At 67.5% G+C, this 23,079-nt stretch carries 18 protein-coding genes; 13 read left to right on the top strand and 5 right to left on the bottom strand.

Annotated features, from left to right (window positions below):
- Both ACGFNJ_RS41520 and ACGFNJ_RS41515 read left to right on the top strand, forming a co-directional pair.
- Positions 1 to 411: integrase core domain-containing protein (locus tag ACGFNJ_RS41520; protein ID WP_393461661.1), on the top strand; the 411-nt coding region annotated here is incomplete at its 5' end.
- Between the two features lie 110 nt (positions 412 to 521).
- The gene (locus tag ACGFNJ_RS41515; protein WP_393461659.1) at positions 522 to 1,139 is read left to right on the top strand and encodes a class I SAM-dependent methyltransferase; all 618 of its coding nucleotides are present in this window, start codon (positions 522 to 524) and stop codon (positions 1,137 to 1,139) included.
- A gap of 533 nt (positions 1,140 to 1,672) precedes the next feature.
- Here the strand turns inward: ACGFNJ_RS41515 and ACGFNJ_RS41510 are convergent.
- Together ACGFNJ_RS41510 and ACGFNJ_RS41505 are read right to left on the bottom strand one after the other, a co-directional pair.
- Complete coding sequence (locus tag ACGFNJ_RS41510) at positions 1,673 to 1,996, bottom strand: type II toxin-antitoxin system PemK/MazF family toxin (RefSeq protein ID WP_393461657.1); 324 nt, start codon at positions 1,994 to 1,996, stop codon at positions 1,673 to 1,675.
- The gene (locus tag ACGFNJ_RS41505) at positions 1,993 to 2,313 is read right to left on the bottom strand and encodes a hypothetical protein (RefSeq protein WP_393461655.1); all 321 of its coding nucleotides are present in this window, start codon (positions 2,311 to 2,313) and stop codon (positions 1,993 to 1,995) included. Before ACGFNJ_RS41505 ends, ACGFNJ_RS41510 begins: the two co-directional genes overlap by 4 nt.
- 113 nt (positions 2,314 to 2,426) lie before the next feature.
- Between ACGFNJ_RS41505 and ACGFNJ_RS41500 the strand changes: the two genes are divergently transcribed.
- Both ACGFNJ_RS41500 and ACGFNJ_RS41495 read left to right on the top strand, forming a co-directional pair.
- Positions 2,427 to 2,999: a TetR/AcrR family transcriptional regulator gene (locus ACGFNJ_RS41500; RefSeq protein ID WP_393461654.1), complete on the top strand. Its 573-nt coding sequence runs from the start codon at positions 2,427 to 2,429 to the stop codon at positions 2,997 to 2,999.
- Positions 3,000 to 3,076: 77 nt separating this feature from the next.
- Positions 3,077 to 4,273 carry a Cmx/CmrA family chloramphenicol efflux MFS transporter gene (locus ACGFNJ_RS41495; RefSeq protein WP_393461652.1) on the top strand — a complete coding sequence of 399 codons (1,197 nt, stop codon included), beginning with the start codon at positions 3,077 to 3,079 and terminating at the stop codon, positions 4,271 to 4,273.
- Between the two features lie 60 nt (positions 4,274 to 4,333).
- On the opposite strand, the gene dnaE is transcribed toward ACGFNJ_RS41495, so the two are convergent.
- Positions 4,334 to 7,882: a DNA polymerase III subunit alpha gene (gene dnaE, locus ACGFNJ_RS41490; protein WP_393461651.1), complete on the bottom strand. Its 3,549-nt coding sequence runs from the start codon at positions 7,880 to 7,882 to the stop codon at positions 4,334 to 4,336.
- Positions 7,883 to 8,213: 331 nt separating this feature from the next.
- Between dnaE and ACGFNJ_RS41485 the strand changes: the two genes are divergently transcribed.
- From ACGFNJ_RS41485 to ACGFNJ_RS41450, 8 genes are all read left to right on the top strand, one after another.
- Positions 8,214 to 9,413 carry a sensor histidine kinase gene (locus ACGFNJ_RS41485; RefSeq protein WP_393461649.1) on the top strand — a complete coding sequence of 400 codons (1,200 nt, stop codon included), beginning with the start codon at positions 8,214 to 8,216 and terminating at the stop codon, positions 9,411 to 9,413.
- Between the two features lie 111 nt (positions 9,414 to 9,524).
- A complete protein-coding gene (locus ACGFNJ_RS41480; protein WP_393461689.1) occupies positions 9,525 to 10,304 on the top strand; it encodes a LytR/AlgR family response regulator transcription factor in 780 nt (259 codons plus the stop codon).
- Complete coding sequence (locus tag ACGFNJ_RS41475; protein WP_393461647.1) at positions 10,301 to 10,666, top strand: hypothetical protein; 366 nt, start codon at positions 10,301 to 10,303, stop codon at positions 10,664 to 10,666. Before ACGFNJ_RS41480 ends, ACGFNJ_RS41475 begins: the two co-directional genes overlap by 4 nt.
- A gap of 4 nt (positions 10,667 to 10,670) precedes the next feature.
- The gene (locus ACGFNJ_RS41470; protein WP_393461645.1) at positions 10,671 to 12,422 is read left to right on the top strand and encodes a cation acetate symporter; all 1,752 of its coding nucleotides are present in this window, start codon (positions 10,671 to 10,673) and stop codon (positions 12,420 to 12,422) included.
- 153 nt (positions 12,423 to 12,575) lie between these two features.
- Positions 12,576 to 12,932: a DUF485 domain-containing protein gene (locus ACGFNJ_RS41465; RefSeq protein ID WP_393461643.1), complete on the top strand. Its 357-nt coding sequence runs from the start codon at positions 12,576 to 12,578 to the stop codon at positions 12,930 to 12,932.
- Positions 12,929 to 14,566: a cation acetate symporter gene (locus ACGFNJ_RS41460; protein WP_393461642.1), complete on the top strand. Its 1,638-nt coding sequence runs from the start codon at positions 12,929 to 12,931 to the stop codon at positions 14,564 to 14,566. Before ACGFNJ_RS41465 ends, ACGFNJ_RS41460 begins: the two co-directional genes overlap by 4 nt.
- Positions 14,567 to 14,658: 92 nt before the next feature.
- Positions 14,659 to 16,605: an acetate--CoA ligase gene (gene acs / locus ACGFNJ_RS41455; RefSeq protein WP_393461640.1), complete on the top strand. Its 1,947-nt coding sequence runs from the start codon at positions 14,659 to 14,661 to the stop codon at positions 16,603 to 16,605.
- A 96-nt stretch (positions 16,606 to 16,701) separates the two neighbouring features.
- A complete protein-coding gene (locus ACGFNJ_RS41450) occupies positions 16,702 to 17,646 on the top strand; it encodes an alpha/beta hydrolase family esterase (RefSeq protein ID WP_393461638.1) in 945 nt (314 codons plus the stop codon).
- Positions 17,647 to 17,769: 123 nt separating this feature from the next.
- Here ACGFNJ_RS41450 and ACGFNJ_RS41445 read toward each other — a convergent pair whose 3' ends face one another.
- Together ACGFNJ_RS41445 and ACGFNJ_RS41440 are read right to left on the bottom strand one after the other, a co-directional pair.
- Entirely contained in the window at positions 17,770 to 18,381 is a 612-nt protein-coding gene (locus ACGFNJ_RS41445) for an NADPH-dependent FMN reductase (protein WP_393461636.1), read from the bottom strand.
- A complete protein-coding gene (locus tag ACGFNJ_RS41440) occupies positions 18,378 to 19,286 on the bottom strand; it encodes an alpha/beta fold hydrolase (protein WP_393461634.1) in 909 nt (302 codons plus the stop codon). The genes ACGFNJ_RS41445 and ACGFNJ_RS41440 overlap by 4 nt, the downstream gene beginning before the upstream one ends.
- 114 nt (positions 19,287 to 19,400) lie before the next feature.
- Here ACGFNJ_RS41440 and ACGFNJ_RS41435 point away from each other — a divergent pair, with 114 nt between their 5' ends.
- Positions 19,401 to 22,769, top strand: a complete 3,369-nt coding sequence (locus tag ACGFNJ_RS41435) for a BTAD domain-containing putative transcriptional regulator (RefSeq protein ID WP_393461632.1) — start codon at positions 19,401 to 19,403, stop codon at positions 22,767 to 22,769.
- The last annotated feature ends 310 nt before the right edge of the window (positions 22,770 to 23,079 follow it).

Genomic DNA, 23,079 nt, shown 5'->3' with positions numbered 1-23,079 from the left:
TCGGATGGAAGACACCCGCCGAAGCCTTCAACGAGTACCTACAATCGCTACAACAAACCGGTGTTGCTTCCACCGATTGAATCCAGCCAATACACATCAATGGCGTTCACCGAAACCCTTGCCCTGGAAGGGATTGCGGCATCAATCGGAAGTATCGGCGACGCATACGACAACGCATTGGCCGAGTCCACCATCGGACTGTTCAAAACCGAAGCCCTCGGCCCGCACAGCCCGTTCCTCACCGGAGCGCTACGCACACTTGACGACGTGGAATACACGACCATGGAATGGATCGACTGGTACAACAACCAACGCCTGCACAGCCTCCTCGACCACACCACACCCGAGGAATACGAAGCCGCCTACTACTCTCAACAACCGACTCCCCAACCGGAGAGCTCGCCAGCATAGAAGCGGCAAGAAACCCGAGACGGTTCATATGGCACGTTGCACGAGACCAACGGTTGCTAGTTGTCACCAGTGTTGTGGCGCGGGTGGTTGAGGGCTGGGAGAGTGGGCGTGTGGGTATCTATACAGATCGGGTTGTGCCGCGGATCGTGGAGAAGGCATGCGGGATGCGGTTCAACGAACCTTTCCGCGAGCGCGTGTGTACGGGGCTGCACGGACGCGTTGTGGAGATCGGCTTCGGTTCGGGCCTCAACGCACCCTTCTACCCGGAGCAGGTCGAAAAGGTCAGCGCGGTCGAGCCCGCCGACCTCGGATGGAAGTTAGCCAGCCACCGCGTCGCTGCGTCGAAGGTCCCGATCGAGCGTGCAGGCCTGGACGGCCAGTCACTCCCTTTCCCGGACAACAGCTTCGACTCCGCACTGTCCACCTGGACCATGTGCACCATCCCGGACGTAGCAATCGCCCTCTCTGAACTCCGCCGAGTACTCAACCCCGGCGGCACTCTGCACTTCATCGAACACGGCCTCGCCCCCGACCACGGCGTCCAAGTCTGGCAAAACCGCCTCAACCCACTCCAGAAAACCTTCTGCGGCGGCTGCAACCTGAACCGCGACATCCCCGCCCTGCTCGCCACTGCCGGCTTCGAACTCCGCGACCTCGACGCCTTCTATTCCGAAGACGTCCCGCGTGCCTTCGGTGCCCAGACCCTCGGCGTAGCCGTCGCCCCCTAGCTCATTCGCTCGGCGCAGCAATGCGGCACCTGCACAGCCTGAACCTGCACAGCCACGGCCCCAGCCGGAACCTCTGCTCCCAAACCGGACGGTGATGCTCGTCGGCTTGCCTTGTGCTGCCCAGCCCCGCAGCAGACCTCTGCGCGCCAAGCCAGACCACGAACAGGCCGACGAACACCACTGCACCCAACCCCGCCTCGCCCCCCACCTCGCGCACCAAGCCGGACCACGAACAGGCCGACGAACACCACTGCACCCAACCCCGCCTCGGCCCCCACCTCGCGCACCAAGCCGGACCACGGACATTCCGACGAACATCACTGCACCAAGCCCCGCCCCAGACCACCTTTGCGCACCAGCCGACCCACCGGACCTGCCGACGAACACTCACGGTGCCAAGCCCACCCGCGGACCCTTCCGGCAAACATTCACCAACTCAGCTCGCCCACCAGTAGTCGGCCCGACTTCCCTGACCACAGCCCCTTCGGACAAACGTTCGCCAACTCGGCTTGCCCACCAGCAGCAGCCCAACTTCACGGAATAGCAAGCGCGAGCTTCAAAGCGGAGTTCAAGGCCATGACCGTGCCCGGGCTGATCGTCCCGAGAAGTGCGCCGAGTTCATCACGATCTACCTGCTCGAGGTCGTCGGCGACGATCTGACCGACCAGCGGATCGGCTGAGGTCAGCGGAACCCAAGTCGGCAAGAGAGCGTGCTTGTCGGTTGTCGTGATCCGCACGACCAGCACATCGGACAACAGCCGGTTGCGCCGATTGTTGGAGACGATCAACCACGGCTTCGGACCGTAACCGACGTCGACGCGATAGATCTGCCCTCGGACCGGGGCCGAGTTCGTCATTCGGTGTCACCACCGTTCGCGCGCCTGGCTGCGCGCCGACGACGGAACTCCTGCGCTTCGGCCTCGTCGTGCACCTCCGGCCAGACCTCGGCCAGCTGCCGGTACCCCTCCTCCAGCGCCTCATCGATCAACACCTGCGCGCCGATTGCCATCAGCACACGAATCACGGTCGCCTCGGAAGACTCCGGGCTGAGTTCGTAGCCGAGGTGGGCGGCGATGGATTCGAACAGCACCCACTCGGCTCCTGTCCGATTGCTGAGCGTCGAGAGCGTCCGTTCCTCCCGCTCGGTCAGTGTCAACGTGGTCCGTCTTGTCATGCATCAGATGCTACATCGATATCGATGCGATAACAATCATCGGTTGGCGATGCACCTCTGCGCATCACATCTATTTGTATCGTTCAGTTCAAAACCGTGCTAGCGTCGGACACATGCCGAGACCGAGACAGTTCGATGAGGAGCGGGCAGTCGATGCCGCCGTTCGGGCGTTCTGGACGGCAGGCTACGACGGGACCTCGACACAGGATTTGTGCGAGGCGACCGGGTTGGGACGGAGCAGTATCTACAACACCTTTTCGAGCAAGCACGATCTGTTTCAGCAGGCGTTGCGGCGGTACATGACGACCAAGAACGCCGCCACGTTTGCCGTACTCGAGGGCGATCAGCCGGCGAAGTCCAAGATGCGGACGTTGTTGCAGCAGGTGATCGAGGCGCCGGACGGGGATCCGATGGGGTGTCTCGTGGTGAACTCGATCGTCGAGCTCGCACCGCGCGACGCGGACGTGGCCGCGGTGCTGCGCGACGACCACGAGCTGCGCTTGGCCGCGCTGACGACGGTGTTCGAAAGCGGTAGGCGGGCAGGGGAAATCGACAAGGCGAAGGATGCGCAGGCGTTGGCGCACTTCATGATCGCCACCATTTCAGGGATGCGCGTGGCGGCCAGGGGCGGCGCGGAGCGAGCCACGCTGGAAGCCATTGCCTCGACCGCACTGGCCGCTCTCTGATCCAGATATGCACAACTACAGCGCCTTTCGCCATGCCCAAGTTTTGAACTAAATGATCTAAAACAAGAGAGGTACCCATGCCGTTCGCCGTCTACATCCTCGGGTTGTCCATTTTCGCCCAGGGCACCTCGGAGATGATGCTCTCCGGCCTGCTCACCGAGCTCTCCGCCGACTTGGGCGTCTCCATTCCACAAGCGGGACTGCTCATTTCGGCGTTCGCGCTGGGCATGGTGATCGGCGCGCCGGTACTCGCGGTGGCGACGCTGCGGTTGCCGAAGCGCACCGCGCTGCTCGGTTTCCTCGCGATCTTCGTGGCCGCGCACATCGTCGCCGCACTGACCGCGGACTACTGGGTCCTGTTCGGGACCAGAGTGATCGGCGCGTTCGTCTACGCCGGATTCTGGTCGGTCGCGGCGACCACCGCGATCGGCCTGGTGCCGGAGAACGCGCGCGGCAAGGCGATGAGCATCGTCGCGGGCGGACTCACCATCGCAACCGTCGTCGGCCTGCCCGCGGGCACCGTGATCAGCCAGCACCTCGGCTGGCGCGCGGCGTTCTGGACGGTGGCGATCATGTCCGCGCTCGCCATGATCGGCGTGCTCGCCAAGATCCCGGCCGATCGCGCGGCGACCGCCCCCGACCTCCGCAAAGAACTACGCAGCATGGTCAACCCGCGACTCTGGCTGTCCTACAGCACCACCGCGCTCTCCATCGCCTCGCTGCTGGTCAGCTTCGCCTACCTGGGTGCGCTGCTGTCGCAGACCACCGGCCTGACCGACGGCTGGATCCCGGTCGTGCTCGCCGTGTTCGGCGTCGGCGGTTTCGTCGGCATCGTCCTCGGCGGCCGCACCGCCGACGCCCACCCGATCCGCACCCTCTACGTCGGCATCGCGGGCGTGGTCGGCACCTCGGTGCTGCTCGCCCTCACCGCGGAGCACACCGCACCGGTCGTCGTCCTGACCTTCCTGCTGGGCGCCTTCGGTTTCGGCACCAACCCGACCCTGAACAGCCGAGTCTTCAACCTCGCCCCCAACGGTCCGACCCTCGCCCCCGCCTTCAACGTCTCCTCGTTCAACATCGGCATCACCCTCGGCCCGTGGCTCGGCGGCCTCGCCATCGGCGCTGGTCTCGGCTACGCGTCGGTCGCCTGGATCGGCGCGGCCGTCGGCATCGCCGCCCTCGGCACCGTCACCTGGGAACAACTCGTCACCCGCAAGCCCGCACAAATCCCCACCCCCGAACCCGACCCCCGCGTCCCCGAACTCACCCACTGAAACCACAACTCGCGCCGCACTTCCCACCCGGAAGTGCGGCGCGAGCCCATCTCCTTACCCTCAGGCCGTCAAACACCCCGGCCCGAGCAGCGCCTTCAAATCACCCATCAATGCCGACGACGGCGAAACCCGCAGGCTGTCATCGAGTTTCAGCAACGTGGTCTTCTCACGGGCGCCGACATGCCGGATGTGGACGTCGGAGGTGCCCGGGTGCCTGGACAGGACCTTCTTGAACTCGCTGATCTTGTCGGGGGTGCACATCCGGGTGGTCATCGTGACCGCGAGCGGCTTGGCGACGCCGATGGAGGACAGGTCGGGCACGGCAAGGTCGTTGGCGATCAACGAGATCCGGTCGTCGCGCACCGAGACGCGCGCCTTCACCAGCACCACCGCGTCCTCGACCACATCCATCCCGTACACCGAGTAGGCCTGCGGGAAGAACAGCACCTCGATACCACCGGAGAGGTCTTCTAGCTGGGCCGACGCCCAGGCCAGGCCGTTCTTGTTGATCCGCCGGTTCACCGAGGCGAGGATGCCGCCCAGGGTCACCTGGGCGCCGTCCTTGACGTCCCCTTCGAGGATCGCGGGGATCTGCGTATCCGCCTGCGCCGCAAGGACATGCTCGACGCCGTTGAGCGGATGCCCGGACACGTACAGGCCGAGCATCTCGCGTTCCAGCGCCAGCTTGTGCTTGGACTCCCACTCGTCGTCGGGCACCTTCACGTTGAAGATCGAGGACACCGACTCGTCCGCGTCGACGCCGCCGAACAGGTCGAACTGCCCGATCGCCTCGGCCTTCTTGGTGGACATCACCGCGTCGATGGCGTCCGAATGGATCAGCAGCAGCCCCTTGCGCGGATGCCCCAGCGAGTCGAATCCGCCTGCCTTGATGAGAGATTCGGTGACCTTCTTGGTGCAGGCGATCGCGTCGATCTTGTTCAGATAGTCGGAGAAATCGGTGAACTTCGACTTCTCCTTGCGCGCGGCGATGATCGAGGACACCACGTTGGCGCCGACGTTGCGCACCGCGCCGAGCCCGAACCGGATGTCCTTGCCGACCGAGGCGAAGTTCAGCTCGGATTCGTTGACATCCGGCGGCAGCACGGTGATGCCGAGGCGGCGGCAGTCCGACAGATAGACCGCGGCCTTGTCCTTGTCGTCGCCGACGGAAGTGAGCAGGCCTGCCATGTATTCGGCCGGATAGTTGGCCTTGAGATAGGCGGTCCAGAACGAGACGAGCCCGTAGCCCGCGGCGTGCGATTTGTTGAACGCGTACCCGGCGAACGGAAGGATGGTGTCCCACAGGGCCTTCACGGCGGCCTCGGAGAACCCGTTGTTCGTCATGCCCTCGTGGAAGCCCTTGTACTCGGCTTCCAGCACCTCGAGTTTCTTCTTACCCATGGCCTTACGCAGCGCGTCGGCCTTACCCATGGTGTAGCTGGCGACCTTCTGCGCGATGAACATGATCTGCTCTTGGTAGACGATCAGACCGTAAGTCTCGGCGAGAATGTCCTTCAGCGGCTCTTCGAGCTCGGGGTGGATCGGTTTGATCTCCTGCCGCCCGTTCTTGCGGTCGGCATAGTCGTTGTGCGCGTTCATGCCCATCGGACCGGGGCGGTACAGCGCGAGCACGGCGACGATGTCGTTGAAGCCAGTCGGCTGCATGCGGCGCAGCAGGTCGCGCATGGGACCACCGTCGAGCTGGAACACGCCGAGAGTGTCACCGCGCGACAGCAATTCGTAAGTCGCCGGATCGTCGAGCGGCAGGTTGTCCATGTCGAGGTCGAGGCCGCGGTTGGCACTGATGTTGTCCAGCGCGTCACCGATGACGGTGAGGTTGCGCAGGCCGAGGAAGTCCATCTTCAGCAGGCCGATGGCCTCGCAGGACGGATAGTCCCAGCCGGTGATGATCGCGCCGTCCTGGGCCCGCTTCCACACCGGGATGGCGTCGGTGAGCGGTTCGGAGGACATGATGACCGCGCAGGCGTGCACGCCCGCGTTGCGGATCAGGCCTTCCAGGCCGCGCGCGGTCTCGTAGATCTTCGCGACATCCGGGTTGCTGCCGATGAGTTCGCGGACCTCGGCGGCTTCCTTGTAGCGCTCGTGGTCGGGGTCGGTGATGCCGGCGACCGAGATGTCCTTCGCCATGATCGGCGGCGGCAGCGCCTTGGAGATCTGGTCGGCGATCGCGAATCCGGGCTGACCGAACAGCACGCGCGCCGAGTCCTTGATCGCCGCCTTCGTTTTGATGGTGCCGAACGTGATCACCTGGGCGACCCGGTCGCTGCCCCACTTGTCGGTGGCGTAGCGGACCATTTCACCGCGGCGGCGATCGTCGAAGTCGATATCGATATCGGGCGCGGACGGGCGCTCCGGGTTCAGGAACCGCTCGAAGAGCAGGCCGTGCGGGAGCGGGTCGATATTGGTGATGCCGAGCGCGTAGGCGACCAGCGAACCGGCCGCCGAACCACGGCCAGGGCCGACCCGGATGCCGACCTCTTTCGCGTGCGAGACGAGGTCGCCGACGACGAGGAAGTAGGCGGGGAAGCCCTTCTGCTTGATGACGTCGAGCTCGAAGTAGGCGCGCGAGTAGTACTCGTCGGGCACGCCGTCCGGGAAGCGGCGGGCCAGCCCACGATCGACCTCCTTGCGCAGGAACGAGTCCTGATCCTCGCCCTCGGGGACGGGGAAGATCGGCATGCGGTCCTTGAAGGCCCACACGTCGTCATAGGACTGCACCCGCTCGCCGATCAGCACGGTGTTGTCGCAGGCGCCGGGGACCTCGGCGTCCCAGAGCGCGCGCATCTCCTCGGCGGACTTCAGGTAGTAACCGTCACCGTCGAACTTGAACCTGGTCGGGTCGCTGAGCGTCTTGCCGGTCTGAATGCACAGCAGCGCTTCGTGATTGGTCGACTGGTCCTTGGTGACATAGTGGCAGTCGTTGGTCGCGATCGGCGGGATGCCGAGCTTCTTGCCGATCTCCAGCAGTCCTTCGCGGACCCGGCGTTCGATGGACAGGCCGTGGTCCATGATCTCCAGGAAGAAGTTGTCCTTCCCGAAGATCTCCTGCCACTTGGCCGCCGCCTCCAGCGCCTCGCGATCGTGGCCGAGGCGCAACCGCGTCTGCACCTCGCCCGACGGGCAGCCGGTGGTGGCGATGATGCCCTCGGCGTACTGGGCGATGATCTCCTCGTCCATGCGCGCCCACTTGCCGAGCTGACCTTCCAGCGAAGCGAGCGAGGACAACTTGAACAGGTTGCGCAGGCCGGTCGCGGTCTCCGCGACCATGGTCATGTGGGTGTAGGCGCCGGAACCGGAGACGTCGTCGCCCTTCTGGCTCGGATCGCCCCACTGCACGCGCTTGGTGTCGAACCGGGACGCAGGCGCGATGTAGGCCTCGATGCCGATGATCGGCTTGATGTCGGCCTTCTTCGCCGAGTTGTAGAACTCGGAGGCGCCGTACATATTGCCGTGGTCCGTCATGCCGACGGCGTTCATGCCCAGCCGTTTCGCCTCTGCGAAGAGCGGAGAAATTTTGGCCGCACCGTCGAGCATGGAGTACTCGGTGTGGTTGTGCAGGTGAACGAACGATCCGGACGAGGCGGCCAAGACGGTCCTTCCTCCCAAGGTCTCGACGGGGGTTGGCTGGACCGATTCTAGGGGTCCCCACCGACTGGTTCGGACAGGCGCGCGGCGCCTGCGCAGGTGTTCGGCGTGTCGGTGGTAAAGATCACCGGCGCGTCTCACGACTCACCGTACGTGCGTCTGAATTCCGCTAGCCGACCCGGGTGGGGCCGGACGAATCGCGGCCGTCGGCACCGGAACCGGCGACGACTGTCTCCCGACCAGCGGCAACCGCGCGCCGGAGTCGTTGTCCCCGACCCGGACGCGATAATCAGCGCATGAATGCACGGCCTGCATCCCGGATTCCGGGCCCGCGATGACGACGACCGTTGTCGCGCTCGTCGTCTCGGCCGCGTTGATCGCCGGTGCGCTGGTGATCTGGCCGCGGACCCGCCGGGTGGTGACCACACCCGCCGAGCGGGCCGTGCATTCGGCGCTGCACACCGCGTCGCTGGCGGCGCTGCCGCTGCGGCGCGGGCTCACCGCGGACTCGGCGCAGGAGGCCGCACCGCATCTGCGCACCCTCACCGGGGCCGAGGCGCTCGGCATCGCCGACCCGGACGGCACCCTGCTCGCCTGGTCCGGTCCGCACGCCGAGCTCGCCGAACATTTCACCGCCGCAGCCGCACGGGCCGTCGCGGGCGAACGGCCGGTGCTTGTCGCCGGGCCAGGCAACGGCGCGCACGCGGGTAGGACGCTGATCGCCCAGCCGCTGCTGATCGAAAGCACCGGCGTGGCAGGCGTTCTGGGGGTGGTGACCGGTGGACAACCGGGGCCCGGCTGGCTCGGCGCGGTGGCCGAGGTCGCCCGATACGCCTGCGGCCAACTCGAATTGGCCGAGCTTGACGCCTCGCGGGCCCGGCTCGACCGTGCCGAGGTGCGCGCGCTGCGCGCCCAGATCAGCCCGCATTTCATCTACAACGCGCTGAACACCATCGCCTCGTTCGTGCGCACCGACCCGGACCGGGCCAGGGAGCTCATCCTCGAATTCGCCGACTTCACCAGGTATTCGTTCCGCGCCGCAGGCGAATTCACCGTGCTCGCCGACGAACTGCGCAACATCGAACGCTATCTGGCGCTCGAACGCGCCCGCTTCGGTGACGCGCTCCAGGTGCGGCTGCAGATCGCGCCGGAGGTGCTCGGCGTGGTGCTGCCGTTCCTCGCGCTGCAACCACTGGTGGAGAACGCGGTCCGGCACGGCTTGGCCGGTGCGGCCCGCGGCGGCACCGTCAGCATCACCGCCACCGACGCGGGCACCGACTGCCTGATCAGCGTCGAGGACGACGGCGTCGGCATGGACCCGGAACTGCTCCGCTCCGGCGCGCTCGACGCCATCGAAACCGGCAGCGGCCCAGCCGGTTCCGGCACGTCCGCGCATGTCGGCCTCGCCAACGTCGACGACCGCTTGCGCGCCGCCTTCGGCAACGACTACGGCCTCGTCGTGGAAACCGCGCCAGGCGCAGGCACCAAAATCAACCTCCGTATCCCCAAATTCCGCGCGGGCATCCAGGCATGACGCGCACGAGTGGCACATGGCTGAGGCATTCGTCGAGAGCTCCGCTCCGTGGTGTGCCACTCGTCGCGCCACGCCGCATACGATGGAGCGGTTGTGACGCGGACCACCGAGATGTCGGCCGGTAGCGTGCGTGTGCTGGCCGTCGACGACGAGAAGCCTGCTCTGGACGAGCTGGTGTATCTGTTGCGCGCGCAGCCGGGTGTCGGCGAGATCCACGCCGCGTCCGACGCGACCTCCGCGCTGCGGGTGTTGCGCGCCCATCCGGTCGACGCGGTGTTCCTCGACATCAACATGCCGGGCCTGGACGGGATGGAGCTGGCAGGCATCCTGTCGGAGTTCGCGAATCCGCCCGCGGTGGTCTTCGTGACGGCCCACGACGATCGGGCGGTGGCGGCGTTCGATCTCGGGGCGGTGGACTATCTGCTCAAGCCGCTACGGGAAGCGCGGCTGGCCGAGGCGGTGCGCCGGATCGTCGCCACCCGGGCCACCGCAGCACCCGCCGTCGACGGGCCGAAAGCCGATCCGAGCGAGGTGATCCCGGTGGAGCTCGGCGGGGTGACCACGCTGGTGCCGCGGTCGAGCGTGAGCTGGGTGGAGGCGGACGGCGACTACGCGCGGCTGCACACCAGCGGCGGCTCGCATCTGGTGCGGATTCCGTTGTCCGCGTTGGAGTCCCGGTGGGAGGATGCGGGTTTTCTGCGGGTGCACCGGTCCTATCTGGTCGCGTTGCGACTGGTGACCGGGCTGCGCACGGTCGGCACCGGGACGGTGGTGTGCCTGCGCGCCGACGGCGCCGCGGCGGCAGTGGAGTTGCCGGTCAGCCGCAGGCAGGTGCGCGAGCTGAAACAACGCTTGGTGCACGGGCCTCGGCAGCAGTGGGGTGGACAATGACAGGTCCGCAGCGTCCGGTCCGGCAGCGCGTCGTACTGTCGGAGCGGCGGGGCGCGCGACGGGTGCGCACGCGGATGGAAGTGGTCGAGCAGACCGAGATCGGTGCGGCGTTGATCGGCGGCCTGATCCGCGCCCAGCTCGGGCTCGCGCTGCGCTTCGGCTTCGTCACCATCGTCGTCTTGTGTTCGCTGCCTGTACTTTTCGGCATCGGGTCGGTGGGATCGGTGGTCGTGCTCGGCATCCGGCTGCCGTGGTTGCTGCTCGGCATCGCGGTGTATCCGCTGCTGTATCTGGTCGGCCGGGTGTATGTCCGGCTGGCCGAACGCAACGAGCAGGACTTCCTCGACCTGGCCGAGGACTGACCCGATGACCGGATCGGTGCCTGCGCTGACGGTGCTCGCGCTGCTGTTCGCCGCGTTCGCCACGGTCGCGATCGGCGCGTACGGAGTTCGCCTGGCGCGCACCACCTCCGATTTCCTCGTCGCTTCGCGCAGCGTCAGATCCGGCTGGAACGCCGCCGCCATTTCCGGTGAATACCTTTCCGCCGCCTCCTTTCTCGGCGTCGCCGGACTGATCGCGAAGTACGGCGCGGACGCGCTCTGGTATCCGGTGGGATTCACCGCGGGCTATCTGTCGCTGCTGCTGTTCGTCGCAGCACCGCTGCGCCGGTCCGGCGCGTACACGGTGCCCGACTTCGCCGAATTCCGGTTGGGCTCACTGCGTTTGCGCAGACTCGCCGCGACCGTGGTGGTGCTGGTGTGCGCGGTGTACCTGATCCCGCAGTTCCAGGGTGCCGGCTTGACGCTGCACACGCTGCTCGGCCTGCCCGACTGGGTCGGCGCGGTCGCGGTGGGTGCGATCGTGATCGCCAACGTGGCGGGCGGCGGCATGCGGTCCATCACGCTGGTGCAGGCCTTCCAGTACTGGTTGAAATTGACCGCGGTCGCGATTCCCGCGCTGGTGCTGCTCGGGTACTTCCTCGCCGAGGACCGGGCGCTCGGCGCCCCCGCTCCCCCGGTGGTCACCGAGCGGACCGTGGTCGACATCCGCACCGACGTGGTGGTGCAAGTCGGTGCGGCGCAGGAGGTTTCGATCACCGGAAAGCTCGACGACCGACAGGTCGATGGGCACGTGCTGCTGACGCCTGGCCCACACGAGCTGTCGGCGGGCACCGAGCTGATGCTGGATGCCGGGGCCACGGTGCCGGTGGTGGCCGGTGCGCCCGCCGACGGCGCAGCCTGGCTCGAACCCGGCGGCGGCTTCGGCGGCACCCATCCGACCTACCAGGTGTATTCGCTGATCATCGCGACCTTCCTCGGCACCATGGGCTTGCCGCACGTGCTGGTGCGCTTCTACACGAACCCGGACGGCAGGGCCGCCAGAGCGACGGCGCTCGCGGTGATCGGGCTCGTCGGGCTGTTCTATCTGTTCCCGGTGTTGCTCGGGGTGTTCGCGCGGCTGTACGTCCCGCAGTTGCTGATCACCGGAACCTCCGACGCCGCAGTGGTTTTGCTGCCGGGCTCGGTGGTCGCCGGGTTGCCTGGCCAACTGCTCGCGGCACTGGTCGCGGCAGGAGCGATCGCCGCATTCCTGTCCACGTCGTCGGGCCTGCTGGTGAGCATCGCCGGCGTGCTGAGCACCGACATGCTGCGCGGGCGAATTCGCGACTTCCGAGTGGCAGCGGTGGCCGCAGGGACAGTGCCGCTTGCCCTTTCGCTCACCGTCGCGTCGCTCGACCTGTCCCGCACGGTCGGGCTCGCGTTCTCGGTGGCGGCCTCCACCCTGTGCCCGCTGCTGGTGCTCGGCATCTGGTGGCGAGGCCTCACCGCGACGGGCGCAGCGGCCGGGCTGATCGCGGGCGGACTGGTTTCCGGTGGGGCGACGGTGGTTTCGGTGACCGGCGGCATCTCCGACACGGTCGCGGGCGGTTGGCCCGCCGCGCTGCTCGGCTACCCGGCAGCGATCAGCGTTCCGCTCGCGTTCGCCGCGATGGTGGTGGTCAGCAAGCTGACCACCGGCCCGAGTGCGCGCCGGGTCGGGCGCATCTTCGTCCGGATGCATGCGCCGGAACGCCTCGGCATGGGCGCCGATCGCGAGGGCAGCCTGCGCTCGCAGTGACGCCGATTCCGGCAACCGTTCGTCGCGCCGAATCGACCGTTCACCGCACAATCGGCGGGCTTCCCGGAGTGACCCAGGCCACATCACCATTTCCTCATACGCGGCTGACTACGGTGCTGGACACGTAAGCCTTGTTCCCACGCTAGGACCACCATGACCAGTACCGAACTCGACGGCTCCGCCCCCCGGCGTACCCCGAGTGCAGCAGAATTCGCCGAAGTGCAAGCCAGCCCCGATTTCCAGGAGTTACGAAAGCGGCTGCGCCGCTTCGTCTTTCCGATGACCGCGCTGTTCCTGCTGTGGTACCTCAGCTATGTGCTGCTCGGCGCGTACGCGCACGACTTCATGGCGAACAAGGTCTTCGGCAACATCAACGTCGGCTTGCTGCTCGGCCTCGGCCAGTTCGTCTCCACCTTCGCCATCACCGCGCTCTACGTCCGGTTCGCCAACCGGGAACTGGATCCGCGCGCGGCGGCCATCCGCACCAAGCTCGAGGGAGGCCAGGCGTGAATCACGTCAGCACCTACGCCGCTGCCGCCACTGTCGGCGAACCGGCAGCCAATATCGGCATCTTCGCGGTGTTCGTCGCGATCACCATGGTCGTTGTCATCCGCGCCAGCCGCAACAACGCCACCGCCGCCGACTTCTTCACCGGCGGTCGCGGCTTCTCCGGCCCGCAGAACGGCATCGCCATCGCGGGCGACTACCTTTCCGCCGCAAGCTTTCTCGGCATCGCCGGGGCGATCGCGGTGTACGGCTACGACGGGTTCCTCTACTCCATCGGGTTCCTGGTCGCCTGGCTGGTCGCGCTGCTGCTGGTCGCCGAAATGCTCAGGAACACCGGCAAATTCACCATGGCCGATGTGTTGAGCTTCCGGCTCAAGCAGGGGCCGGTGCGCACCGCGGCGGCGTTGACCACGCTCGCGGTGTCGCTGTTCTACCTGCTGGCCCAGATGGCCGGTGCCGGTGGTCTTGTCGCGCTGCTGCTCGACATCTCCAGCAAGTCGGGCCAGGCCGTGGTCATCGCGGTCGTCGGCGTGCTGATGATCGTGTACGTGCTGGTCGGCGGCATGAAGGGCACCACGTGGGTGCAGATCATCAAGGCGGTGCTGCTGATCACGGGCGCCGCGCTGATGACGGTGATGGTGTTCGCCAAGTTCGGCTTCAACCTGTCCGACATTCTCGGCTCAGCGCAGGAACACGTGACCGGGTCGAAGAACAAGGCGGTCGCCGCGCGCGACGTGCTCGCGCCCGGCGCGCAGTACGGCGGCAGCGCCACCTCGAAGCTCAACTTCCTGTCTCTCGGTCTGGCGCTGGTGCTCGGCACCGCGGGTCTGCCGCACGTGCTGATGCGCTTCTACACCGTGCCGACCGCGAAGGAGGCGCGCCGATCAGTCGTATGGGCGATTGGGCTGATCGGCGCGTTCTACCTGTTCACCCTGGTGCTCGGCTACGGCGCCGCCGCCATCGTCGGACCGGATCGGATCCTGGCCGCCGCGGGCGGACAGAACTCCGCGGCACCGCTGCTCGCGTTCGAGCTCGGCGGCGTCGTCCTGCTCGGCATCATCTCCGCGGTCGCGTTCGCCACCATCCTCGCGGTGGTCGCCGGGCTCACCATCACCGCGGCGACCTCGTTCGCACACGACATCTACGCCGGAGTCATCAAGCGCGGCAAGGTCGATGACCACAAGCAGGTGCGGGTCTCCCGGATCACCGCTGTGGTGATCGGCGTGATCGCGATCGGCCTCGGCATCCTCGCCAACGGGCAGAACATCGCGTTCCTGGTCGCGCTGGCGTTCGCGGTGGCGGCGGCAGCGAACCTGCCGACGATCCTGTACTCGCTGTTCTGGAAGCGGTTCAACACCACCGGCGCGCTGTTCAGCATGTACGGCGGGCTGATCTCGACCATTGTGCTGATCGTCTTCTCGCCCGCGGTGTCCGGCAACAAGACCGCGATGCTGCCCAGCTTGGACTTCGACTGGTTCCCGCTGTCCAACCCCGGAATCGTCTCCATCCCCTTGGCTTTCGCGCTCGGCATCATCGGCACGTTCCTCGGCCCGAAGGACGAGAACCCGGCCGTCGCCGCCGAGATGGAGGTCCGTTCGCTCACCGGTGTCGGCGCCGAGAAGGCGGTGGTGCACTGAGTTCACCCGGGCCGGCGCCGTCGGCCTGCCGTCCCATGAGCGATGCCCGGTAATCATTGCCCCCCCTTGTTCTCTCGTAAGGAGATATCGCGTTGACCAGCGCAACCACCGATCCCCGCGACACCACGACCGCGGCGGACTTCCCGCCGCCGGACGGGTTCGCCGCAACGGCGAATGCCGATGCGACGCTGTACGACCGGGCGGCGGCCGATCGATTGGAGTTCTGGGCCGAGCAGGCCGGTCGGTTGCACTGGCATCAGCCGTGGCGCCAGGTGCTGGACTGGAGCGATGCGCCGGTGGCGAAATGGTTCGTCGACGGCAAGCTCAACGTCGCCTACAACTGCGTCGACCGGCACGTGCTCGACGGGCACGGCGACCAAGTCGCCATCCACTGGGAAGGCGAACCCGGCGACTCACGCGATATCACCTACGGGGAACTTCGGGACGAAGTATCCAGGGCGGCAAACTATCTCACCGAGCTGGGCATGCGGGTCGGTGATCGGGTCGCCATCTACATGCCGATGGTGCCCGAGGCCATCGTCGCGATGCTGGCCTGCGCCCGGCTCGGACTCACCCACTCCGTGGTGTTCGCCGGCTTCTCCCCCACCGCCCTGCGCCAGCGCGTCGACGACGCCGAAGCCAGGCTGGTGATCACCACCGACGGCCAGTGGCGAAGGGGCACCGCAGCACCGCTCAAAGCAGCCGTGGACGAGGCGCTCGGCGGGGTGCACGACACGGTTGAGCACGTACTCGTGGTGCGCCGCACCGGAATCGAGGTGCCGTGGACCGAAGGACGTGACCTGTGGTGGCACGACACCGTCACCGATGCCTCGCCAGAGCACGAGGCGCAGGCGTTCGACGCCGAGCACCCGCTGTTCATCCTCTACACCTCCGGCACCACCGGAAAGCCCAAGGGCATCCTGCACACCTCCGGCGGCTACCTCACCCAAGCCGCCTACACCCACCACAACGTCTTCGACCACAAAGCCGGACAAGACGTCTACTGGTGCACCGCCGACATCGGCTGGGTCACCGGACACAGCTACATCGTCTACGGACCACTGGCCAACCGCGCCACCCAGGTCGTCTACGAAGGCACCCCCAATTCCCCCGACGAACATCGCCATTTCCAGATCATCGAAAAATACGGCGTCACTATCTATTACACCGCCCCGACACTCGTCCGCACTTTCATGAAGTGGGGCAGGGAGATTCCCGAAGCCCATGACCTGTCCTCGCTGCGCCTGCTCGGCTCGGTGGGTGAGCCGATCAACCCGGAAGCATGGCGCTGGTACCGAGAGGTCATCGGCGGCAACCGCACTCCGATCGTGGACACCTGGTGGCAGACCGAGACCGGCGCGATCATGATCTCGCCACTGCCCGGCGTCACCGCGGCCAAGCCCGGTGCCGCGATGACGCCGCTGCCCGGCGTCTCGGCGAAGATCGTCGATGACGACGGCGTCGAACTCGACCGCGGCGCCTCGGGTTTGCTGGTGCTCGACCAGCCGTGGCCGTCGATGCTGCGCGGCATCTGGGGCGACATGGCGCGCTTCCGCGAGACCTACTGGGCTCGGTTCGCCGCCGCCGGTTGGTATTTCGCCGGTGACGGCGCCAAACTCGACGCCGACGGCGACCTCTGGGTGCTCGGCCGGGTCGACGACGTGATGAACGTGTCGGGCCACCGAATCTCCACCGCTGAAGTCGAATCCGCGCTCGTCGGACACGCGGGAGTCGCCGAGGCCGCCGTCGTCGGGGCCAGCGACGCCACCACCGGGCAGGCCATCGTCGCGTTCGTCATCCTCACCGCGGGCACCGCGAACACCGGTGACGCGCTGGTCGGCGAGCTGAAAGCCGAAGTGGCCCGCGAGATCAGCCCGATCGCCCGGCCACGCGAAATCCACGTGGTGCCCGAGCTCCCGAAAACCCGCAGCGGCAAGATCATGCGTCGCCTGCTCCGTGATGTCGCCGAGGGCCGCGAACTCGGCGACACCTCGACCCTGGTGGACCCCAAGGTCTTCGAGGCGATCGCCCGCGGGTAGCGACCGCCTCGCGGCGGACCCGGCACGATGAGGGGCCGGGTCCGCCAGGCGAACCGAGGGGTGTCCGGAAAGGCCGTGCGCGGATACGCTTTCGGGGTGCGTTGCACCGCGTTCCGTTTCTCCGCTGTCCTCGGTGGTGTCCTCGTGTTCGTGGCCGCGCTGCTCATCGCGGCGCCCGGCGCGCATGCGCAGGTCGAAAAACGCTGCTACACCAACAGCGCGGGCACCCGCTGCTACTACCTGCACATTCCCCCTGGAGACACCGCGGGCAAGCCGCTGATGGTGTACCTGCACGGCTGCAACGATCCGATAGCACAACCCAACCCCACCGGGTTCTCGCTCACCCGGGTCGCGGACGAAATGGGTTTCGTGCTCGCCTATCCCATCCAGGACCAGGGTGCGAACGCGTTGTACTGCTGGAACTGGGACAAGCCCGGAAACCAGGAACGCGACCGCGGTGAGCCGTCCCTCATCGCGGGCATCACCACCACCCTGATCGACGGCCTCGGCCTCGACCGGTCCCGCGTCTACCTCGGCGGCTATTCCGCAGGCGGCGCGACCACCACGAACCTCGGCGCCACCTACCCGGACCTGTACGCCGCGATCGCCCCCATGGCTGGCGCCCCCTACCGCACGCAACTCGGCGGCCAGGTCGTCATCGACGCGATGGGCCCACGCGCCCGCCCGATGCCGACCTTCTTCCTGCAGACCCTCTTCGACCAGGTCAGCAACATCGTCATCGGCCGGACAAACCTGACCCAGTGGCTGGAGGCCGACAACCTCGCCGACCCGGGTTCCGCACCGCGGCTGCCGACCGGTGTGGAGTTGCTCATGCCAGGCCAAGGCATCCCGATCCCCCTCACCCTCGAGCACTACGCCAGCCCCCGCGGCTGCGAACTGGCCCAATTCACTACACCGCTCGTGGCCGAACACGCCTTCGGCGCCGCCATCCTCCAACAAGATTTCGGCATCGACGTCCAACGCAACCTCATGCGCTTCCTGCTGGCCCACCGCATGACCGCACCCCACCAGGCCTGCTAGCCCCGGTCCGAGGTTTCCGCACCAATCCTCATCGGGTACCCCGAACCCGGCGGACCCGGCCACCCGATCGATGAGGGGGACCGGGTCCGCCGCCACGGTTCACCCCGCATTCGCTAGCCATGACTACGCCACAAACGGAGTTTTGCTGCGGGCGGCACGCAAAGCTTCGGCCCACCAGAGGAGCTGGTCGAGGGTGGTGGTGACGGATTCTTCTAGGTCGGGGTCGCGACGGGGCCAGGTGCCATCGGCGGCGAAGCGTTGCCAAGCCTTGGCGATGGTGATGGTGCGGCGGATGGGGACGGCGTTGAGTTCGCCGAAGATCTGGCGGAGGTGGGCGGCGGCGTGGCTGCCGTCGGAGTCGGTGCCGTAGCCGACGACGGTGACCGGTTTGGCGGCCCATTCGGTGTCGAACCAGTCGATGGCGTTCTTCAGCGCGGCGGGGAAGCTGCGGTTGTATTCGGGGGTCACTACGACGAAAGCGTCTGCGACGCAGAGGCGTTCGCTGAGCGCGCGGACGGCGGCGGGAAGTGGTTCGTCGAGGCCGGTCAGTTGGTCGGGTAGGCCTGCGGTCGCCAGGTCGACGCGGTCGAGGTCGAGGTCGCGGCGACCGAGCCGACCGGCGAACCAGTCGGCGACGGTGGGGCCGAACCGCCCGGTGCGGGTGCTGCCGAGGATCAGCACCACCCGCAACCGGCCACCACTGCGCCTCGAATCGCGGCCAGTGGCTGCGCTCATCGCGCGTCCTTGACCGGCGCGTCGAGGAAGGCGGGGATCATCGGCAACAGCAGCTCCGGGCGATGCACCAGCGTGATGTGCGAGGTGCCCGGCAGGATCGCCAGCTGCGAATTGGGCAGGCCCGCAGGCGTATCGCCCATGATGCCGCCGCCGAACAAGCGGAACATCTCGACGGCGTGCTCGGGCCGGACGATGTCGGAATCACCGATCACGGTCAACGTCGGCGCCTTGACCTGGCGGGCCGCCTCCGGTGTGACGACCGGGATCGCGTTCTGGTCGTGCTCTTTGACCCGTGCCACCAGCCGGGGGAAGTCGTCGGGTCGTGGCGCGTTCTTCAGGTAATCGGTGTGGAACGGGGAACCGTGCAGCATCTCCGGTTGCAGGTCGGCGAGCCCGTCGAGCAGGCCGGGGTGCATGGCGTTCGCGTCGAGACCGCCCGCGGCGAGGATCTGCTTGCGCACCAGCTCGGGATGCTTCAGCGTAATCTGCAGTGCCACACCGGCACCCATGCTGTAGCCGAGGATGTCGGCACGCTGCACGCCGATGCTGTGCAACAGTGCGACGGTGTCTTCGGCCATTTGTGGCGTGCGTAGCGGGCGGTCGATGTCGGCGGTGCGGCCGTGCGCCTGCTGCTCGACGGCGATGATCTGGCGCGACTTGGCCAGTTCCGGGATGAGCTGACCGAAGTCGGTGTCGATGCCGGACAGTGCGCCGTGCAGGAGCACCAGCGGCGGCTGGTCGGTCGGGGTGCCGTGCACTTCGTAGTACATGTGCAGGCCGTTGACGTCGGCGTAGGCACCGGGCTTGGGCGGTGCGGCCTTGGTGTTCTCGTCGGCGGTTCCGCAGCCCGCCAGCACAGCGGTCGCGGCGAGAACGGCGGCGGCGAAGACGGTGGTGAGTTTCATGTCGAGCTCTTTTCGGTGAGTGTGTTTCTGCGTTGTCACCAACTCTGACCGGGGCACCTTCCGGTTTCTTTACGGTCCGATTCCGCCGCTGCGCACCCTGGTTAAGCTGCCCCTATGCGTTTCGGTGTGCTCGGTCCGTTGACGGTCTGGACGGATACCGGCACCGTGGTGCCGATCCCGGGGACCAAAGTGCGCGCGCTGCTGGCGGATCTGCTGGTCGGCGCCGGTCAGCCGGTGTCGGGTGATCGGCTCATCGACGACATCTGGGCCGAGGATCCGCCGGGCAATCCGGCGGGCACCCTCGCGGCGAAGGCGTCGCAGCTGCGGCGAGCACTGGAGGACGCCGAACCCGGCGCCCGTGAACTGGTCGTCTCACCGCCGCCCGGTTATCGGCTGGCGACCACCGAGGTGGACGCGGTGCGGTTCCGCGCCCTGGTCGCGACCGCCCGCGCGGCAACCGAAACCACCGACCGAGTGCGGGCGCTCACCGAGGCGCTGGCCCTGTGGCGCGGTCCCGCGTTCGCCGACTTCCGGGACGCCACCTTCGCGCAACCCGCCATCGCGCAGCTCGAGGAGCAACGCCTCGTCGCCGTGGAAGAACTTGCCGAGGCGCGTCTTTCGCTCGGCGAGTACCGGGAGGTGGCCGGCGATCTCGGCGGGTTCGTCGCGGAACATCCACTGCGTGAACGACTTCGCGCCGCGCACTTGCGGTCCCTGTACGGCGCGGGCAGGCAGGCCGAAGCGCTCGACAGCTACGAAGAACTGCGCAGGCAGTTGGCCGACGAGCTCGGCCTCGATCCGAGTCCCGAGCTGGTCGCGCTGCATCGATCGATCCTGGCCCAGGAGCTGGAGCTCGCCGCGCCACGGCGGGAGACCGTGATCCGGCGGCGCAGCACCAACATTCCCGCGCAGCGCACCGCATTGATCGGTCGCGACGCCGATCTCGCCGAGATAGATCGTGCGGTCGAGGCGGCTCGGCTGGTGACGTTGACCGGACCGGGCGGCGTCGGCAAGACCCGGCTCGCCCTTGCCGCGGCGACCGCGGTGGCAGACCGGTTTGCGCACGGCACTTGGCTTGTCGAGCTCGCGCCCCTGCAACCGACCACCGCCGACGCGGCGACGTTTCTAGTGGACGCGGTGTCCCAGGTGCTCGGTATCCGCGCCACCGATAGCGCCGACCCGGCCGACCTGCTGTGCGAGGTGCTCGCCGACCAGGAACTCCTGCTGGTGCTCGACAACTGCGAACACGTCATCGACCACGCGGCCGAGCTGGCCGAATTACTCCTCGGCGCCGCACCGAACCTGCACATCCTCGCCACCAGCCGCGAACAGCTCCGGCTGCCAGGCGAAGACATCGTCGCGGTGGAACCGCTCGCGATCCCCGAGCCCGACGCCGACCTCGCCGATCTCGAACACTCCAGCGCCGTCCAGCTTTTCGTCGCCCGTGCCCGCGCAAGCGCGCGCGATTTCGTCCTCGATGCCGACACCGCCGACGCGGTCGCCACGCTGTGCCGCCGGCTGGACGGCATCCCGCTCGCCCTCGAACTGGCCGCCACCCGGGTCCGTGCCCTCGGCGTGCACGACATGGTCGCCAGGCTGGACGACCGCTTCCGTCTGCTCGCCACCGGCCATCGTGGCGCGCCTCCGCGCCAGCAAACTCTCACCGCGATGATCGACTGGAGCTGGGGTCTGCTCGACGACACCGAGCAGGCCGTGCTGCGCCGCCTCGCGGTGCACGCGGGCGGCTGCACCCTGGAGGCCGCCGAAACCGTGTGTGCCACAGCCGGGCTCGGTGTCCAGTCCGGCGATGCCTGGGACCGCTCCGTCCCAAGGACGACGTCCGCCGTAAGTGGGCGCGATCAGCCTGGCGGACTGCCGGGCGGAGTCAGGACTGCTGAAGGAGCTCTCACGGTCGGCGACAGCGGTGTGCGCCGAGGCGATCTCGATCCCTCGACGATCGCCGATGTCGTTGCGCGGCTGGTGGATCGGTCGCTGGTACAGGCGGTGGGGCGGCGGTATCGACTACTGGAGTCGGTGGTGGCGTTCTGTCTTGACCGGCTCGCCGAGTCCGGGGAGTTCGACGGGGTGCATCGGGCACACCACTGGTACTACTTGGCGCTGGCGGAGCGCGCCGCGCCGGAGCTGCATGGCGCGGATCAGCAGCGCTGGCTGCGCAGACTCGATGCCGAGGACGCGAATCTGCGTGCGGCACTGGATGGGTTCGTCCGCGCCGGAGACGGCGATGCGGCACTTCGGCTCGTGCGTGCGCTCGCCTGGTATTGGCTGCTGCGCGGACGGTTGACCGAAGCGCGGCGCTGGTTCGATGCCGCGCTGGCACTCGACGGTTCGGCGGAACACCGGGTGCCCGCCCTGGCCTGGCGAACCGGATTCGCCTTCCGGCAAGGCGAATTCGCCGACGGCGCGGCCAGACGCGCCGAGGTCCTCGCGGCGTACGAGACCGTCGACGATCCGGCAGGCCGCGCCCGCGCCCAGGTGTTCCTCGCGTTCTCCGCGCTCGAATCCGGTGACATCGCCGAATTGACGGCGCTGCTGCACCAGGCACTTCCGGCCTGCGAACAGCTGGGCGACCGCTGGGGTGTCGCGCTGGGCAACGTCGCACTGGCGCAGGCCGCGCACAGTCGGGTGGATCTGGCCGCGCTGGAAGCACACGCGCGCACCGCGGCCCGACTGTTCGCCGAGCTCGACGATCGCTGGGGCAGGCTGCAGGCAGCCGAATGGCTCGGTGGGCTCGCCGAATTGACCGGCGATCTGTCCGGCGCCACCGATATCCACGCCGAGGCACTCGGTTTGGCACAGGAGCTGGAACTGTGGGGCCAGGTCTGCACCCACCTGTGCTGGCTCGGCTGGATTGCCATGCAGCACACCGAATACGACCGCGCCGAGGCCCTCGGCGAACAAGCCGTGCAGGTCGCCGCCGAACACGGCTACCAGCCCGGCCGCCTCTTCGCCACCATCGTGCTGGCGTTCGCCGCCCGCCGCAACGGCAAACCGGATGCCGCCGAACGCATCCTGCTCGACCTGCTCGCGTTGGCCCCGGCCGACGGCGAGGAGACCCCGCTCTTCCTCCCGATGATCCAGGTCGAACTCGGCTACCTGCACGAGCAACGCGACGAACCGGCCGCCGCCTTGGCCATGCACCTCGCCGCCCTCGATGGAGCGCTGCGCATCGAAGCCCCCCGCGACACCGCCTTCGCCCTGGCCGGCCTCGCCGCGGCAGTCGTCGGCCTAGGCGAATTCGACACCGCCGCACAACTTCTCGGTAGCGCACAAGCGGTCCGCGAAGCCAACGGCATGCCCCTGCTCCCCGCCGAACGTCCAGACATCGATCGCCCCACCGACACGGTCCGCGCCGCTCTCGGCGAACCCGCCTTCACCACGGCCCACACCGCCGGGACCGCCCTCTCCCCCACCGAGGCCCGCGCCCTGGCGCTAACGCTCGCCCCCACCACAACCCCCGCCTGATCGCATCCACCGCAGCCCGCGCCGGCGCCATCCGCACTTGTTCCCGGAATCCGCACCCCTTCTGTGCATCCGCACTGGTTCTAGGCCCGCAGAACGGGTGCGGATACACAAAAAGGGTGCGGCCAGCGATTGCACCCACCACCTCGCCTGACCTCACACCGCGGTCCGCGCTGGCGCTAGCCGCACCCCTTCTCGGAATCCGCACCCCTTCCATGCATCCGCACTGGTTCTAGGCCCGCAGAACGGGTGCGGATACACAAAAAGGGTGCGGCCAGCGATTGCACCCACCACCTCGCCTGACCTCACACCG

Source organism: Nocardia sp. NPDC049149, from assembly GCF_043197455.1.
In the GTDB taxonomy this organism is placed as follows: Bacteria; Actinomycetota; Actinomycetes; order Mycobacteriales; family Mycobacteriaceae; genus Nocardia.
This window is presented reverse-complemented; position numbering and strand designations above follow the sequence as displayed.